This window comes from Clostridium sp. CMCC3677 (assembly GCF_023845585.1).
Lineage (GTDB): Bacteria > Bacillota > Clostridia > Clostridiales > Clostridiaceae > Clostridium > Clostridium aquiflavi.
This window is the reverse complement of sequence record NZ_JAMQHS010000001.1, coordinates 353,883-368,101: the sequence shown is the minus strand read 5'-3', so window position 1 is coordinate 368,101 and position 14,219 is coordinate 353,883. Positions and strand designations below refer to the sequence as shown.

At 28.7% G+C, this 14,219-nt stretch carries 13 protein-coding genes and 1 riboswitch; of the genes, 7 read left to right on the top strand and 6 right to left on the bottom strand.

Annotation, left to right across the window (positions count from 1 at the left end; genetic code table 11):
- Positions 1 to 23: 23 nt before the first annotated feature.
- From thiE to NG901_RS01430, 6 genes are all read right to left on the bottom strand, one after another.
- Positions 24 to 656 carry a thiamine phosphate synthase gene (gene thiE / locus NG901_RS01455; RefSeq protein ID WP_252211873.1) on the bottom strand — a complete coding sequence of 211 codons (633 nt, stop codon included), beginning with the start codon at positions 654 to 656 and terminating at the stop codon, positions 24 to 26.
- Between the two features lie 82 nt (positions 657 to 738).
- On the bottom strand, positions 739 to 1,569 hold the full coding sequence (gene thiM, locus NG901_RS01450; RefSeq protein ID WP_252211872.1) for a hydroxyethylthiazole kinase: 831 nt from the start codon (positions 1,567 to 1,569) through the stop codon (positions 739 to 741).
- A gap of 38 nt (positions 1,570 to 1,607) precedes the next feature.
- Positions 1,608 to 2,393 (bottom strand): bifunctional hydroxymethylpyrimidine kinase/phosphomethylpyrimidine kinase, encoded by a 786-nt coding sequence (thiD, locus tag NG901_RS01445; protein WP_252211871.1) that lies wholly within the window; start codon positions 2,391 to 2,393, stop codon positions 1,608 to 1,610.
- A gap of 76 nt (positions 2,394 to 2,469) precedes the next feature.
- Positions 2,470 to 2,581, bottom strand: a riboswitch (TPP riboswitch).
- A gap of 79 nt (positions 2,582 to 2,660) precedes the next feature.
- Positions 2,661 to 3,539, bottom strand: coding sequence for an L-serine ammonia-lyase, iron-sulfur-dependent, subunit alpha (sdaAA, locus tag NG901_RS01440; RefSeq protein WP_252211870.1), 879 nt, complete (start codon positions 3,537 to 3,539; stop codon positions 2,661 to 2,663).
- 2 nt (positions 3,540 to 3,541) lie between these two features.
- Positions 3,542 to 4,222, bottom strand: coding sequence for an L-serine ammonia-lyase, iron-sulfur-dependent subunit beta (gene sdaAB / locus NG901_RS01435; RefSeq protein ID WP_252211869.1), 681 nt, complete (start codon positions 4,220 to 4,222; stop codon positions 3,542 to 3,544).
- A gap of 254 nt (positions 4,223 to 4,476) precedes the next feature.
- A complete protein-coding gene (locus NG901_RS01430; protein WP_252211868.1) occupies positions 4,477 to 6,123 on the bottom strand; it encodes a nucleoside kinase in 1,647 nt (548 codons plus the stop codon).
- A 134-nt stretch (positions 6,124 to 6,257) separates the two neighbouring features.
- On the opposite strand from NG901_RS01430, the gene NG901_RS01425 reads away from it, so the two are divergent.
- The 7 genes from NG901_RS01425 to argJ all read left to right on the top strand — a co-directional run bounded on the left by NG901_RS01425 (position 6,258) and on the right by argJ (position 14,206).
- Complete coding sequence (locus NG901_RS01425) at positions 6,258 to 6,956, top strand: DUF421 domain-containing protein (protein ID WP_252211867.1); 699 nt, start codon at positions 6,258 to 6,260, stop codon at positions 6,954 to 6,956.
- Complete coding sequence (locus tag NG901_RS01420; RefSeq protein WP_252211866.1) at positions 6,956 to 7,336, top strand: DUF4363 family protein; 381 nt, start codon at positions 6,956 to 6,958, stop codon at positions 7,334 to 7,336. The genes NG901_RS01425 and NG901_RS01420 overlap by 1 nt, the downstream gene beginning before the upstream one ends.
- A gap of 191 nt (positions 7,337 to 7,527) precedes the next feature.
- Positions 7,528 to 8,460 (top strand): class II fructose-1,6-bisphosphate aldolase, encoded by a 933-nt coding sequence (fba, locus tag NG901_RS01415; protein ID WP_252211865.1) that lies wholly within the window; start codon positions 7,528 to 7,530, stop codon positions 8,458 to 8,460.
- 670 nt (positions 8,461 to 9,130) lie between these two features.
- On the top strand, positions 9,131 to 10,354 hold the full coding sequence (locus tag NG901_RS01410) for an argininosuccinate synthase (protein WP_252211864.1): 1,224 nt from the start codon (positions 9,131 to 9,133) through the stop codon (positions 10,352 to 10,354).
- A 2-nt stretch (positions 10,355 to 10,356) separates the two neighbouring features.
- Positions 10,357 to 11,754 (top strand): argininosuccinate lyase, encoded by a 1,398-nt coding sequence (gene argH, locus NG901_RS01405; RefSeq protein WP_252211863.1) that lies wholly within the window; start codon positions 10,357 to 10,359, stop codon positions 11,752 to 11,754.
- On the top strand, positions 11,747 to 12,781 hold the full coding sequence (gene argC / locus NG901_RS01400) for an N-acetyl-gamma-glutamyl-phosphate reductase (protein ID WP_252211862.1): 1,035 nt from the start codon (positions 11,747 to 11,749) through the stop codon (positions 12,779 to 12,781). Before argH ends, argC begins: the two co-directional genes overlap by 8 nt.
- 201 nt (positions 12,782 to 12,982) lie before the next feature.
- Positions 12,983 to 14,206 carry a bifunctional glutamate N-acetyltransferase/amino-acid acetyltransferase ArgJ gene (gene argJ / locus NG901_RS01395; protein WP_252211861.1) on the top strand — a complete coding sequence of 408 codons (1,224 nt, stop codon included), beginning with the start codon at positions 12,983 to 12,985 and terminating at the stop codon, positions 14,204 to 14,206.
- The last annotated feature ends 13 nt before the right edge of the window (positions 14,207 to 14,219 follow it).

The window sequence follows — 14,219 nt, the reverse complement described above, 5'->3', positions numbered from 1 at the left end:
GATTTTACATAAATAATTCTAAACTATTTAATTTTAGAAAATTCTTCTTTTAATTCTCTTGTGGCTTTTTCAATATCTTTTTGTGCTATAATAGCCGATACTATAGCTAATCCATCTATATTTATTCCATTAAAATCTTTAATTCGTTCCTTATTTATTCCCCCTATCACAACTACAGGTATTGATACTTTTTTCATTATTTTCTTTAATTCATTCATAGTTGTTGACGTTGCATCTTTCTTAGTTCCAGTTGAATACATTGCTCCAACCCCTATATAATCTGCGCTATCTTTTTGTGCCTTTAAGGCTTCATCTAAATTACCAGCTGAAACTCCAAGAATTTTATCTTCTCCAATTATATTTCTCACAATAGTTGCTGGTAAATCGCTTTGTCCTATATGAATTCCATCTGCATCAACAGCTAAAGCTATATCAACTCTATCATTTATTATTAATGGTATATTGTATTTTTGTGTTATTTTTTTTATTTTTAATGCTGTTTCATAAAAATCATGCGATGAACATTCTTTTTCTCTTAGTTGAACTAATGTAGCTCCTCCAAGTATTGATTGTTCTACAGCCTCCTCTAAAGTTTCAGTGCTCATTAAATCCCTATCTGTAACAAGATAAATACTATAATCTATTTTATTATTCATAAACTCTCCTCATTTCAATAACATATTTTTAAATTCCACAATTGAATTTATTCCTATACTAGCAATTTTCAATTCTCACTTCTCAATTAATCTTTACCCTCGCCTTTTCCTTTATAATATTTTCATTCATCATACTAATAGCATCAATAAGTGAAATGTGGAAAGTTCCCATTCCAATTCCCTTAGATTTTTCATACGCAATTTCACCACTTATACCCATTGTTAAAACTGCACATATGGCTGCTATAAAATAATCATCACTAGCTCCAGCAAAGACCCCGCATAATGCACTACTCATGCATCCTGTCCCAGTAACATTTGCAAGCATTTTATGGCCATTAGATAAAACTACATTTCTTTTTCCATCTGAAATAATATCATCTACTCCTGTAATTGCTACTGTACAATTTAATTTTTTTGCTAACTTTTGTGCTACTATTACTTTTTTATCATTACTCATGTTCATATCACTTTCCGAAGCATCAACACCTTTTGTTTCAGAACTTAATCCGCATATAAATTTGATTTCAGAAATATTTCCCCTAATTATATCTATCTTTACTTCACTTAATATCTTTTCTGCACTTTCATTTCTAAAATTAGCAACACCTGCTCCAACAGGATCAAAAATAACTGGTACATTATTTTTATTAGCACTCTTTCCTGCAAGAATCATAGCTTCAACCATATCATCACTTATAACTCCCATATTCAAAACTACTGCTGATGAAATACTTGCAATTTCTTCAACTTCTTTAACATAATCAGCCATAGTTGGAGAACCACCAACTGCTAAAATCACATTTGCACAATCTGTAGCTGTTATATAATTAGTTATACTATGTACTAATGGTTTTTTTTCCCTAACCTCTGCTAATAAGCTTCCAATCTTATCTAATATTTCATTAATCATTAATTTTACATCTCCTTTTTAATAATAGTGTATTTATTTTAATAAAATTTATAAAAATGATGTGTTGGACCTACACCATTTCCTATTGAAAAACCATTTTCTATTGCACCTGTTATATATTCTTTTGCATTTATAACTGATCCTTTAATATCTAATCCCTTTGCTAAGTTTGCTGCAATTGCTGATGATAAAGTGCATCCTGTCCCATGAGTGTGAACTATATTTATTCTTTTTTGTGGAAGGAAAACAAACTCATCTCCATAAAGTAATAAATCAGTTGCATCATCTTCCAAGTGTCCACCTTTAACCAATACATATTTTGGCCCTAATTCCTGTAATCTCTTTGCAGCTTCCTTCATTTCATCTAAATTACTTATTTTCATTCCTAATATCTCTTCTGCTTCTGGAAGATTTGGAGTTACTAAAGTTGCTAATGGAAATAATTCCTCAATTAATGCCTCTTTAGCATTGGGAGATAATAAGTTAAATCCACTTTTCGAAATCATAACTGGATCTAAGACTACCTTAGGTAAATTTTCAATTTTTCTCAAACCTCTTGATATAGCTTTTATAGATTCAATTTTTGAAACCATACCTATCTTTATTGCATCCACAATAATGTCATCAAAAATAACATCTATTTGTGATTCAATAATTTCTGGATTTATATCTTGTATTCCAAAAACCCCCATTGTATTTTGTGCTGTTATTGCTGTAATAACGCTCATTCCATATACTCCATTGGCTGAAAAAGATTTTAAATCAGCTTGAATACCGGCTCCTCCACAACTATCTGATCCTGCTATAGTTAATGCTTTAAACATTTTTCTTCATCCTCTCTTCATTACCTATATTTAACCAAAAAAAATGTAGCCCAAGGGCTACATAATATAAACTATTTTGTCTTATATTTATCCTTCCCTCCGTTGGTACTAGCCAAATCAGGTTATAAGGGTCTAGGAAATCACTTTTTCCAATCTCAGCTGATATATCAGCACCCCTAGTTATTAATTCAATATTTTGTTTTCTATAATATTTAGATTATACCATTAATGTAAAAAAATCAAGAAAATCTATTATAATAAATTAATCTATTCCTCACCAAAAACTTGTTTTTTAAGTCTTAATGCAGTAGGTGTTGTTGCTATTCCGCCCATTGCAGTTTCTCTTAATGCTGGTGGTAAGCTTTTTCCTACCTTGTACATAGCAGTTACAGCTTCATCAAATGGTATTTTAGCTTCAATACCTGCCATAACCATATCTGCAGTGCAAAGTGCTGTTATTGCTCCTTGTGCATTTCTTTTTGCACATGGTATTTCAACTAAACCTGCAACGGGATCACATACTAATCCTAATATATTTTGAAGTATTATAGAACCAGCATCCAAGCTCATCTTTGGAGTTCCACCCATCATTTCTACAACTGCTGCTGCTCCCATGGCTGATGCTGAACCACACTCAGCTTGGCAACCTCCTTCTGCTCCAGATAATGTTGCATTAAGACCTATAATAAGCCCAACTGCTGCTGCCGCTAATAATCCTTTTATAAGTTCATCTTCATTTAATTCAAGAATTTCCCCTGCTGCTAAAATAACAGCTGGAAGTATCCCACATGATCCAGCTGTAGGACATGCTACTATTTTACCCATAGATGCATTTACTTCTGATGAAGCAAGTGCCATTGCCATAGCTATTGTAGTTGCTCTACCAGTCAATGTTTTCTTAGATTTTGAATACTCATATAACTTATGTCCATCTCCACCAATAAGACCACTAACAGAATATACTTCTTTTTCTGTTCCTTCCTTTGCTGCAGCTATCATAACATTTAAATTTTTTCTCATTTTTTCTATTACTTCTTCTCTTGTCAACCCTTTTTCTTCAACTTCACATCTTATAGCATATTCACTTAAAGATATATTATTTTCCTTACAAATTTTTAATAGCTCTTCCCCTGTTCTTGCAAGCATTTTTACTCACCTTCCTTTGCTGGACTTATTGAAATAATCCTATTTACTAACTCTAACTTTTCTATTTCTTTTATAGCTTTTTCACTAACTTTGTTATCCATTTCAAAAATCATTGTAGCATCTTTACCTTTATGGTTTCTAAAAACTTTCATAAAAGCTACATTTATATTTTCCTTTGATAAGATACTAGTTACACTATGTATAACTCCTGGTAAATCTCTTTGAGAAACTATTAATGTTTCATAATTTCCAGTAAACTCAACTGGATTACCATTAACTTCAGAAATTTGAATATTTCCACCACCAATAGATGATCCAACAACTTCACAATATGTATCCTTTACTGTATTCATTAAAAATTTAACTGTATTAGGATGTACATCACCTAAATCAGCTTCTTTAAATGAAAAATTCATTCCTCTTTCTCTTGCTATTTCCATAGAATCTCTAAGTCTTTCATCACTTGGTTCCATGCCTAAAATACCTGCAACTAAAGCCCTATCTGTTCCATGCCCTTTATATGTTTTACCAAAAGAACCATGTAATAAGAATGTTACTTCCTTTATTTCATTACCAGCTATTATTCTTGCAATTTTTCCAAGTCTTGCAGCTCCTGCCGTATGAGAACTAGATGGACCTATCATTATTGGTCCTAAAATATCAAAAACACCTAAACTTTTCATAAACATTACTTAGTAAAATATAATAACATTTTACTAAATACCCCCTCTCATTAACATTTTATTTAAAAATTTATTTATAAAAATTAAAATTCAATTTATTATCCATATATAGAATGCATAATTTAATTAATATAGTCAAGGGGTAAGAAAAAAGATATGTTTTTAAATTTAAAACATATCTTTTTAAGGTAAGGCACATTTAAATAAATAACTAGTTAGTATGATTGTTATTTATTTTCATATGCCTAATATATTTAATACTCATAGAAACAACTTCCGCCTATAAATTCCCTAAGTATTGAATTCATAGGTACATAACTAGAATCTACTTCTTTAAAGAAATTTAATATAGATTTTAATCTTGCTGCTTCTGTATATACTGGACTATCTTCCTTAACCTTATTTAATTCTTTTAATGCATAAGGTTTTAATAATCCTAATTCATACACTAATGTTGAATTAAACATGACATCAGCTTTATCTTGATAAACAAATATATTATTTTTTTCTCCTTTTTTTATTGAAGGCCACATTTTAAGGGTTGCTTCTGCATCATGCCCTCTACTTAATGAGTCTCTAACTATTCTTCTAACTTTTCGAACATCTGTTGTTGATATTCTATTATGATTATCTAAATTTAATTGAGTCAATGCTGAAATATATACTTTGAAAATTTTATTTTGATCAACGTCTGATGTTAATATAGGATTTAATCCGTGAATTCCTTCTAATATTAATACACCATTTTCATGTAATTTTATCTTATTCCCATTCCATTCTCTTTTTCCTGTTAAAAAATTATAAGTAGGAATATCAACAACTTCGCCATTCATTAAAGCTGTAAGTGATTTATTAATTAATTCTAAATCTAACGCATAAATAGATTCATAATCATAATCTCCATTTTTATCTTTAGGTGTATTTACTCGCTCTACAAAATAATCATCTAATGACAATGATTGAGGCACTAATCCATTAACTTTAAGTTGTATTGCAAGTCTATTGGCAAATGTAGTTTTTCCTGAAGATGATGGGCCTGCAATAAGAACTATTTTAGAATCTTTTTTGTTCGCTATTTGATCTGCTATATTAGCAATCTTCTTTTCATGTAATGCTTCTGAAGTTAATATTAAACTTTGTACTTCATTACTAGAAAGTTTTTCATTTAAAGTTCCTACTTCTCCAATATCTAATATACTAAGCCATTTTTCTGTTTCAAAAAATATATTTCTTAACTTTCTTTCTTCTTTATATTGTGGAAGTTCATTTAAATTTTCTTTTTCAGGGCTTCTTAATATAAATCCTGATTCATAATAAATTAAATCAAAAGCTTTTATAACTCCTGTTGAATATGCCATATGACCATAAAAGTAATCATATCTATCTTCTAATTCATATAATCTTACCTCATTAAGATTAGAATATTGTAAAAGTGAAATTTTATCCTCCATTCCATATTTCTTAAATATATTAATAGCTTCATTTTTAGAAACTTTTATGCTATTTATAGGTACATCTGTTGAAATAATTTCCTTCATTTTCCCTTTAATTAAGTTTATATCTTTGTCGCTTAAAGGATTTTCTTTGATTATTTCTCCAAATAATCCCTTACTGATTGAATGTTCTATCTTAATTTTTGAATTTGGAAATAAATCTAACGTAGCTTTAATAAATATGAATTGTAAAGTTCTCGTATATATATTTAATCCAATTTCTGTGTTAAATGGTATTACTTCTATTTTTCCACATTCGTCAATAATTTCTCTTAATTCATGATATTTTCCATTTAGTTTACATAATGCTATATTATTAACTTCTAATATATCTTTAGATAATATATCATAAAAAGTATTAGTAGAATTCAGTTCTTTATTATTGATATTATAGGCTATTGAATTCATTAATTATCTCCTCCATAAAATTCTAGTTGTCCTATATTATATTATATCTAATTTCCCATAAAAAGATAAATTTATTTTCTATTTTGCATATTCCAACGAAATATTACAAATATTATCTATGCGAGGTGTTTTATATGTTTATCATTTTTATTAGAACTACAATCTTATATTCTTTAGTAGTTGTAGTAATGCGTTTAATGGGAAAACGTCAGATAGGTGAACTTGAACCTTATGAATTTGTAATAACTATTATGATTTCAGATTTGGCCGCTTTACCAATGCAAGATTCTAGACTTCCATTATTACTTGGTATAATTCCAATTATTACATTACTATTTTTAAAAACTATGCTTAGTGTAATAGACTTAAAGTCCCAACGTGCTAGAAAAATTATTGATGGTGAGCCAACTATATTAATATATAATGGCAAAATAAATTATATTGCACTAAAAAAACAACAATTAAATATAGATGAATTATTAGAAGAATTAAGAATTGCAAATTATTTTAATCTTGATGAAATTCAATGTGCCATTTTAGAAAATGGAGGGCAACTATCAATTTTGCCTAAAGATTATAATTCACAATCTCAATCAAAATCTAGTGACAATACTGCTAAAACAAAGGAGGTAAAATTACCTAAGGTATTAGTATCTGATGGAAAAATAAATAACAATGCTTTAACAAGTATAAAAAAAGATAAAGACTGGATACTTAATGTCCTTAAAAATCATAATATAAATTCAATTAAGGATGTTTTAATAGCCATGTATGATACTGAAGGCAATTTTAAATATCAACTTTATAATGATTATGATAAGGAGGGTAATTAATGAAGAATGTTAAAGCTTCAATACTACTTTTTCTTTTTATAATGATATTTGTTTATTTTGCTAATGTCTCAATATTAAAATTATGCGATAATATTGAAAATGTTACAGAAGAAATAGAACTTAATATTATTGAAGGTAAAAATGAAGATGCTTATATAAAGTCAATAGAATTAATGGATATGATTCAAAATAAAAACTTTATAACTTCAGTATATCTTAGTCATCAAGAAGTAGATATACTTGTTACTGATTCAGCCAAACTTTCAGTGTATTTATCTCATAATGATACATCTGAGGCAAACGCTACATTACATGCATTGAAATACAGTTCTAGAAATATGAGAAAATTACAAATTCCTAATCTAGAAAATATATTATAAAATATAATTATTATGTAAATTAATTATAATAATTAAAATATATTCCAAAAAACACTGCATATATAATGATTTTTTTTAATTTTAACTCGTTAAATGTAGAAAATACAAGCAGTATAGTTTATAATTGATTTTATACGGTTAACTTTAATCGTGAACCATAATTTGAAAATTTGAAAGGTGGTACAATTAACATGGCATTAGTTACTACAAAAGAAATGTTTAAAAAAGCTTACGAAGGTGGATATTCTATCGGTGCTTTCAACATCAACGATATGGAAATAATCCAAGGTGTTATTAATGGAGCAAAAGCTAGAAATTCAGCAGTAATTCTTCAATGTTCAACTGGAGCAATTAAATATGCTGGAGCTAACTACTTAAAAGCAATGGTAGATGCTGCTATAGCTGAAACTGGAGTAGACGTTGCTCTTCACTTAGATCACGGTCCAAGTTTTGAAGCTGTTAAAGAAGTTATAGATGCTGGTTTCACATCAGTAATGTTTGACGGATCTCATTTTGATTATGAAGAAAATGTTAAGAAAACAAAGGAAGTTGTAGACTACGCTCACGCTAGAGGAGTTGTTGTTGAAGCTGAACTTGGAGTATTAGCAGGAGTTGAAGATGACGTTGTTGCTGATTCTCACGTTTATACTGATCCAGATCAAGCTGTTGATTTTGTTAACAGAACTGGAGTTGATTCATTAGCTATAGCTATCGGAACTTCACACGGAGCTGTTAAATTCCCACCAGATGCTAAACCAGAACTAAAGTTCAACATATTAGAAGAAATTCAAGCTAAATTACCTGGTTACCCAATCGTTCTTCATGGTGCATCAGCTGTTGACGCTAACACAGTTGCAACTTGTAATGAATTCGGTGGAAAAATAGCAAACGCTAAAGGTATTCCAGTTGATATGTTAAGAAAAGCTTCTTCAATGGCTGTATGTAAAATAAATATGGATACAGACTTAAGATTAGCTATGACTGCTGCAATAAGAAAAACTTTCGGAGAAAAACCAGAAGTTTTCGATCCAAGAGCTTATCTTGGTGCTGCAAGAACTGCAATCCAAGAAGTTGTTGAATCAAAGATTGATAACATCTTAGGATCAGCTGATTCTATGAAATAATAGTTTTTTTAAAAGATGAGGGTTTATACCTCATCTTTTTTTATTTGGCTCTGTTTTAGTAGAGTGTTGATATATGCATAAGCAAAGTGGGCGGAGCAATTGAACTTTTCCTATTGCATATATTAACACACATTTAAAACAGAGCCTTTTATTTTATACTATATTTTAAAGTGAATATTAATATTAATATTCACAGCAGTAATATTTTTAAATCTACTTAAGTTAAATCTTGATTCTTTAAATTCTTCATTAAAAGTTAAGTTAAATTATCCCACCTATGTAATAATAACATTATTATCATCCTCCTATTTTATATTTATGCATTTATTGTGAATATTTATATATTCCATTTGTATATTTTTACATATATCTTTATAATTATTAATTTAGTATTTTTTTCATTTTATCATTTTTATAATTACTAATTGAATTTATATTACCATTTTATATTATTTCATTAAAAAATACCCCTATTTTTTAATATTTTTATAAAATAATTAAAATAAAACTTTTTAAATGAATCTTTCTAAATAATTTTGTCATTATTTTTATGTTATTTTTATTCATAAAGCTATTGATTATTTATGCATATGATTGTATAATTATAAAAAATGTTTTTTTGAACACAATATTTAATATACATTTCAATATTAATTAAGGGGGCTTTTAAATGAGTAAATTAAATAAAGTTGTTTTAGCATATTCTGGAGGATTAGATACTTCAATAATTATTCCTTGGCTTAAGGAAAATTATAACTGTGAAGTTATCGCAGTCTGCGGAAATGTTGGCCAAAAAGATGAATTAGATGGATTAGAAGAAAAAGCAATAAAAACTGGGGCATCAAAATTATATATAGAAGATTTAACTAAAGAATTCGTTGAAGATTACATCTTCCCTACTATTCAAGCTGGAGCTATCTATGAAGGCAAATATCTTCTTGGTACTTCTTTCGCTAGACCACTAATAGGAAAAAGATTAGTAGAAATAGCAAAAGCTGAAGGTGCTGATGCAATATGTCACGGATGTACTGGAAAAGGTAATGATCAAGTAAGATTTGAATTAGCTGTTAAAGCCTTTGATCCAGATATGAAAATAATTGCACCATGGAGAACTTGGGATATTAAATCAAGAGAAGAGGAAATTGCTTATGCAGAAGCAAAAAATGTTCCTATAAAAATAAATCATGAAACTAATTATAGTAAAGATAAAAACATATGGCACCTAAGTCATGAAGGATTAGATTTAGAAGACCCTAAAAATGAACCTAAATATGATGAAATTTTAGAGCTTTCTAACTCTTTAGAAAAAGCACCTAATGAACCAACATATATTACTTTAACCTTTAAAAAAGGTAACGCCATTGCATTAAATGGAGAAAAAATGGATGCTGTTGCTTTATTAGATGAATTAAATAAAATTGGTGGCAAAAATGCTATTGGTATAACAGATATGGTTGAAAATAGACTTGTTGGTATGAAATCAAGAGGTGTATATGAAACTCCAGGAGGTACTATTCTTTATAAAGCACATAAAGATTTAGAGGAACTTTGTTTAGATAAAGAAACTTCTCATTATAAAGAACAAATATCATTAAAATTTGCTGATTTAGTTTATAACGGTCTTTGGTTTACTCCTCTTAGAGAAGCTTTATCTGAATTCGTTAAAAAGACACAAGAAACAGTAACTGGAGAAATTAAATTAAAATTATATAAAGGAAATATTGTTAATGCAGGTATGACTTCTCCTTATTCATTATACAGCGAAGAATATGCTACTTTTGGTGAAGATGCAGTTTATAATCAAAATGATTCCGCTGGATTTATAACACTATATGGTCTCCCTACTGTTGTTAGAGCTAAAATGTCTAAAATGTTAAAGAAAGAGGTTAAATAATTATGAAGCTTTGGGGTGGACGATTTAAAAAGGGTACTGATAAATTAGTTAATGATTTTAATTCGTCTATAAATGTAGATTCAAGAATGTATAGAGAAGATATTGAAGGCAGTTTAGCTCACGCTGCAATGCTTGGAGAACAAAATATAATATCAAAAGAAGCTAGTTTAAAAATCACATCAGGTCTTTTAGAAATTTTAAAAAGAATGGACAATGATGTTATTAATGTAGATTTAACCTCTGAAGATATTCATAGTTTTGTAGAAAGTACTCTAACATATTACATTGGTGAATATGGAAAAATGCTTCACACTGCAAGAAGTAGAAATGATCAAGTAACATTAGATTTAAGATTATATCTAAAAAAGGCACTTGTAAACTTAAAAAAAGATATTTTATATTTAGAAGAAGTTTTATTAGAAAAGTCTAAAGAACATATAGAAACTATAATGCCAGGATATACTCACATGCAAAAAGCACAACCAATAACATTTGCTCATCATCTTTTGGCTTATTCTGAAATGTTTAAAAGAGATATTGGTAGAATAAATGATGCTTACAAAAGGGTTGATGAAATGCCTTTGGGTAGTGGAGCTTTAGCTACTTCTACTTATCCAATTGATAGAAACATGGTTGCTAAAAATCTTGGCTTTTCTAAAATTACATTAAATAGCTTAGATTCTGTTTCAGATAGAGATTATGTAATTGAAACTTTATCTGTACTTTCTCTAATAATGATGCATTTATCTAGATTTTCTGAAGAAATTATTCTTTGGTGTACAGGAGAATTTAATTTCATTGAACTTGATGATGGTTACAGTACTGGAAGTAGTATTATGCCGCAGAAAAAAAATCCAGATGTTGCTGAATTAATAAGGGGTAAAACAGGTAGAGTTTATGGTGATCTCATAACACTTTTAACTGTAATGAAAGGTATTCCTTTAGCTTATAACAAAGATATGCAAGAAGACAAAGAAGCATTATTTGATGCTTTAGATACTGTTACCTTATCACTAAAAACTTTTTCTGGAATGATTAAAACCATGAAAGTAAATAAAGATAACATGAAAAAAAGTGCAGCATTAGGTTTTACTAATGCAACTGATTTAGCTGATTATCTTGTAAAAAAAGGATGTGCTTTTAGAGATGCACATGAAATAGTAGGAAGAATAGTTCTTCAGTGTATAAAAGATACTAAAATGATCGAAGACTTAACTCTTAAAGAATTAAAATACTACTCTCCTATTTTTGAAGACGATGTATATAAAGCTATAAATTTATATACTTGTGTAGAGGAACGAAAAGTAATAGGTGGTCCTTCTAGTGAATCAGTAAAATTTCAAATAATGGAACTAAAAAAATTTATACACCAATTCAAAGGGGATGAAATGTATGATTAAAGTTGGAATAATTGGGGCAACTGGTTATGTTGGTGTTGAATTATTAAGAATATTATTAAATCATCCTAAAATAGAAATTGGAGCTATAAGCTCCGTTTCTTTTAATGGAGAGGAAATTGACACTATATATAAAAATTTTTTAGGTAAAACTAATTTAATATGTACAAATATGGATGAAGTTATTGAAAAAAGTAAGGTTATATTTACTGCATTACCTCATGGATTAAGTGAAGGTATAGCAAAAAAAATAATAGGGAATAATAAAATTTGTATTGATATGGGAGCAGATTTTAGATTAAGTAATGAACATGAATATAAATATTGGTATGGAAAAAATTTTTCTGAGCCTGAGCTTCATAATAAAAGCATTTATGGACTTCCTGAATTAAATAAAGAAAAAATAAAAACTTCTTCATTAATTGCTAATCCTGGATGTTATCCAACAAGTATAGAACTTGGCTTGATGCCTTTATTAAAAAATTCTTTAATCGAACCAAAAGGAATAATATGTGATTCCAAATCTGGTACTACTGGTTCTGGAAGATCATTAAGTTTAAATACACATTTTCCTGAAGAAAATGAAAATTTTGCTCCATATAAAATTGGTGAACATAGACACACTCCTGAAATAGAAGAGATACTTTCAACTATTGCTAAAACTAATGTAAGCATTACTTTTACTCCTCACCTACTTCCAATAAATCGCGGAATAATATCTACAATTTATTGTACTCCTAAAGAAAAAGTTGATATTAATTCTATTCATAACTTGTATACAAATTTTTATAAAGATAAAGAGTTTATTCAAGTGTTACCTTTAGGAGATATTGCTTCAATAAAAAATGTGAAATTATCAAACAACTGCCATATTTCACTTCACTTAAATCACAGAAAAGATCAAATAATAATTATAAGTGCAATAGATAATATGATTAAAGGGGCTGCTGGGCAAGCCATTCAAAACATGAATATTGTTTTAGGCTTTAAAGAAAATGAAGGACTAAACTTAATTTCACCAGCATTTTAATAGATTAACAATATTTTTGAAAAGTATAGATATATGCATAAACAAAGTGGACTGAGTAATTGAACTTTGCATATTGCATATATCTACACAATAACAAAATATAAATTAATAATAAAATCATGATGGGCTGTAATCTTCGTTAGAATTGAATTAAGTTTTCTATCAAATATTATGGCTACATTATACAAGGGGGTTATAAAATTGGAATTTAATTATATTGATGGCGGAGTTACTTCTCCTAAAGGATTTTTAGCTTCTGGCATACATTGTGGATTAAAGAAAAGTACTATGAAGAAAGATTTAGCTTTAATTTATTCAGAGGTTGATGCTAACGGAGCTGGAGTGTATACAAAAAATAAAGTAAAAGGGGCACCACTTTATATAACTAAAGAACATTTAACTAATAAAAAAGCAAGAGCAATAATAATTAATAGTGGTAATGCTAATACATGTAATGGTGAAGATGGATTAAAAAAAGCAAAAAAAACTGCCACTCTTCAAGCCAAAGAATTAAAACTAAAAACAGATGAGGTTTTAGTTGCTTCTACTGGTGTAATTGGAGTTCCACTTAATATAGATGCAATAAAATCTGGTATTCCTCTTCTTACAGAATCATTATCTAAAGAAGGTTATCACGATGCTGCATCTGCTATTATGACAACTGATACTTTTCAAAAACAATTAGCTTTAGAATTTTATATAGATAATAAAAAAGTAACTTTAGCTGCTATGGCAAAAGGATCTGGAATGATTGAACCTAATATGGGAACTATGCTTTCATTTATAACTACTGATTTAAATATTTCCCCTAAGCTACTTGATGAAGCATTAAAAACTAGTGTAAATTTAAGTTATAACAGAGTTAGTGTAGATGGTGATACTAGCACTAATGATATGGTTCTTATTTTAGCTAACGGTCTAGCAGAAAATAAAATTATTAGAGAAAAAAATAGTAATTATGAGCTTTTCTTAAAAGCACTAAATGATTTAAATATAAAACTTGCGAGAAAAATAGCTAAAGATGGCGAGGGAGCTACTAAATTAATAGAATGTAAAATATTTGGTGCTTCTACAGAAGAAGATGCTGTAAAACTTGGTAAAAGCGTAATAAATTCTAATTTAGTTAAAACAGCTATTTTCGGTAGTGATGCTAATTGGGGACGAATTTTATGTTCCCTTGGTTATGCAAAAGTTGATTTTAATCCTGAAAAGGTAGATGTCTATTTCGAAAGTTCGTCTGGCTCTATAAAAGTTTGTGAAAATGGGTCTTCTTTGCCTTTTGATGAAGCAAAAGCAAGAGAAATTTTATTACAAGATGAAATTATAATTAAAGTAAATTTATTCTTAGGTGACTTTAATGCATGTGTTTGGGGATGCGACTTAAGTTATGATTATGTAAAAATAAATGGTGAATATAGAAGTTAAAACGTGATTGCAT

Coding starts and splice junctions, on each gene's coding strand:
- thiE (WP_252211873.1), bottom strand. CDS start 656: ATGAATAATAAAATAGATTATAGTATTTATCTTGTTACAGATAGGGAT.
- thiM (WP_252211872.1), bottom strand. CDS start 1,569: ATGATTAATGAAATATTAGATAAGATTGGAAGCTTATTAGCAGAGGTT.
- thiD (WP_252211871.1), bottom strand. CDS start 2,393: ATGTTTAAAGCATTAACTATAGCAGGATCAGATAGTTGTGGAGGAGCC.
- sdaAA (WP_252211870.1), bottom strand. CDS start 3,539: ATGCTTGCAAGAACAGGGGAAGAGCTATTAAAAATTTGTAAGGAAAAT.
- sdaAB (WP_252211869.1), bottom strand. CDS start 4,222: ATGAAAAGTTTAGGTGTTTTTGATATTTTAGGACCAATAATGATAGGT.
- NG901_RS01430 (WP_252211868.1), bottom strand. CDS start 6,123: ATGAATTCAATAGCCTATAATATCAATAATAAAGAACTGAATTCTACT.
- NG901_RS01425 (WP_252211867.1), top strand. CDS start 6,258: ATGTTTATCATTTTTATTAGAACTACAATCTTATATTCTTTAGTAGTT.
- NG901_RS01420 (WP_252211866.1), top strand. CDS start 6,956: ATGAAGAATGTTAAAGCTTCAATACTACTTTTTCTTTTTATAATGATA.
- fba (WP_252211865.1), top strand. CDS start 7,528: ATGGCATTAGTTACTACAAAAGAAATGTTTAAAAAAGCTTACGAAGGT.
- NG901_RS01410 (WP_252211864.1), top strand. CDS start 9,131: ATGAGTAAATTAAATAAAGTTGTTTTAGCATATTCTGGAGGATTAGAT.
- argH (WP_252211863.1), top strand. CDS start 10,357: ATGAAGCTTTGGGGTGGACGATTTAAAAAGGGTACTGATAAATTAGTT.
- argC (WP_252211862.1), top strand. CDS start 11,747: ATGATTAAAGTTGGAATAATTGGGGCAACTGGTTATGTTGGTGTTGAA.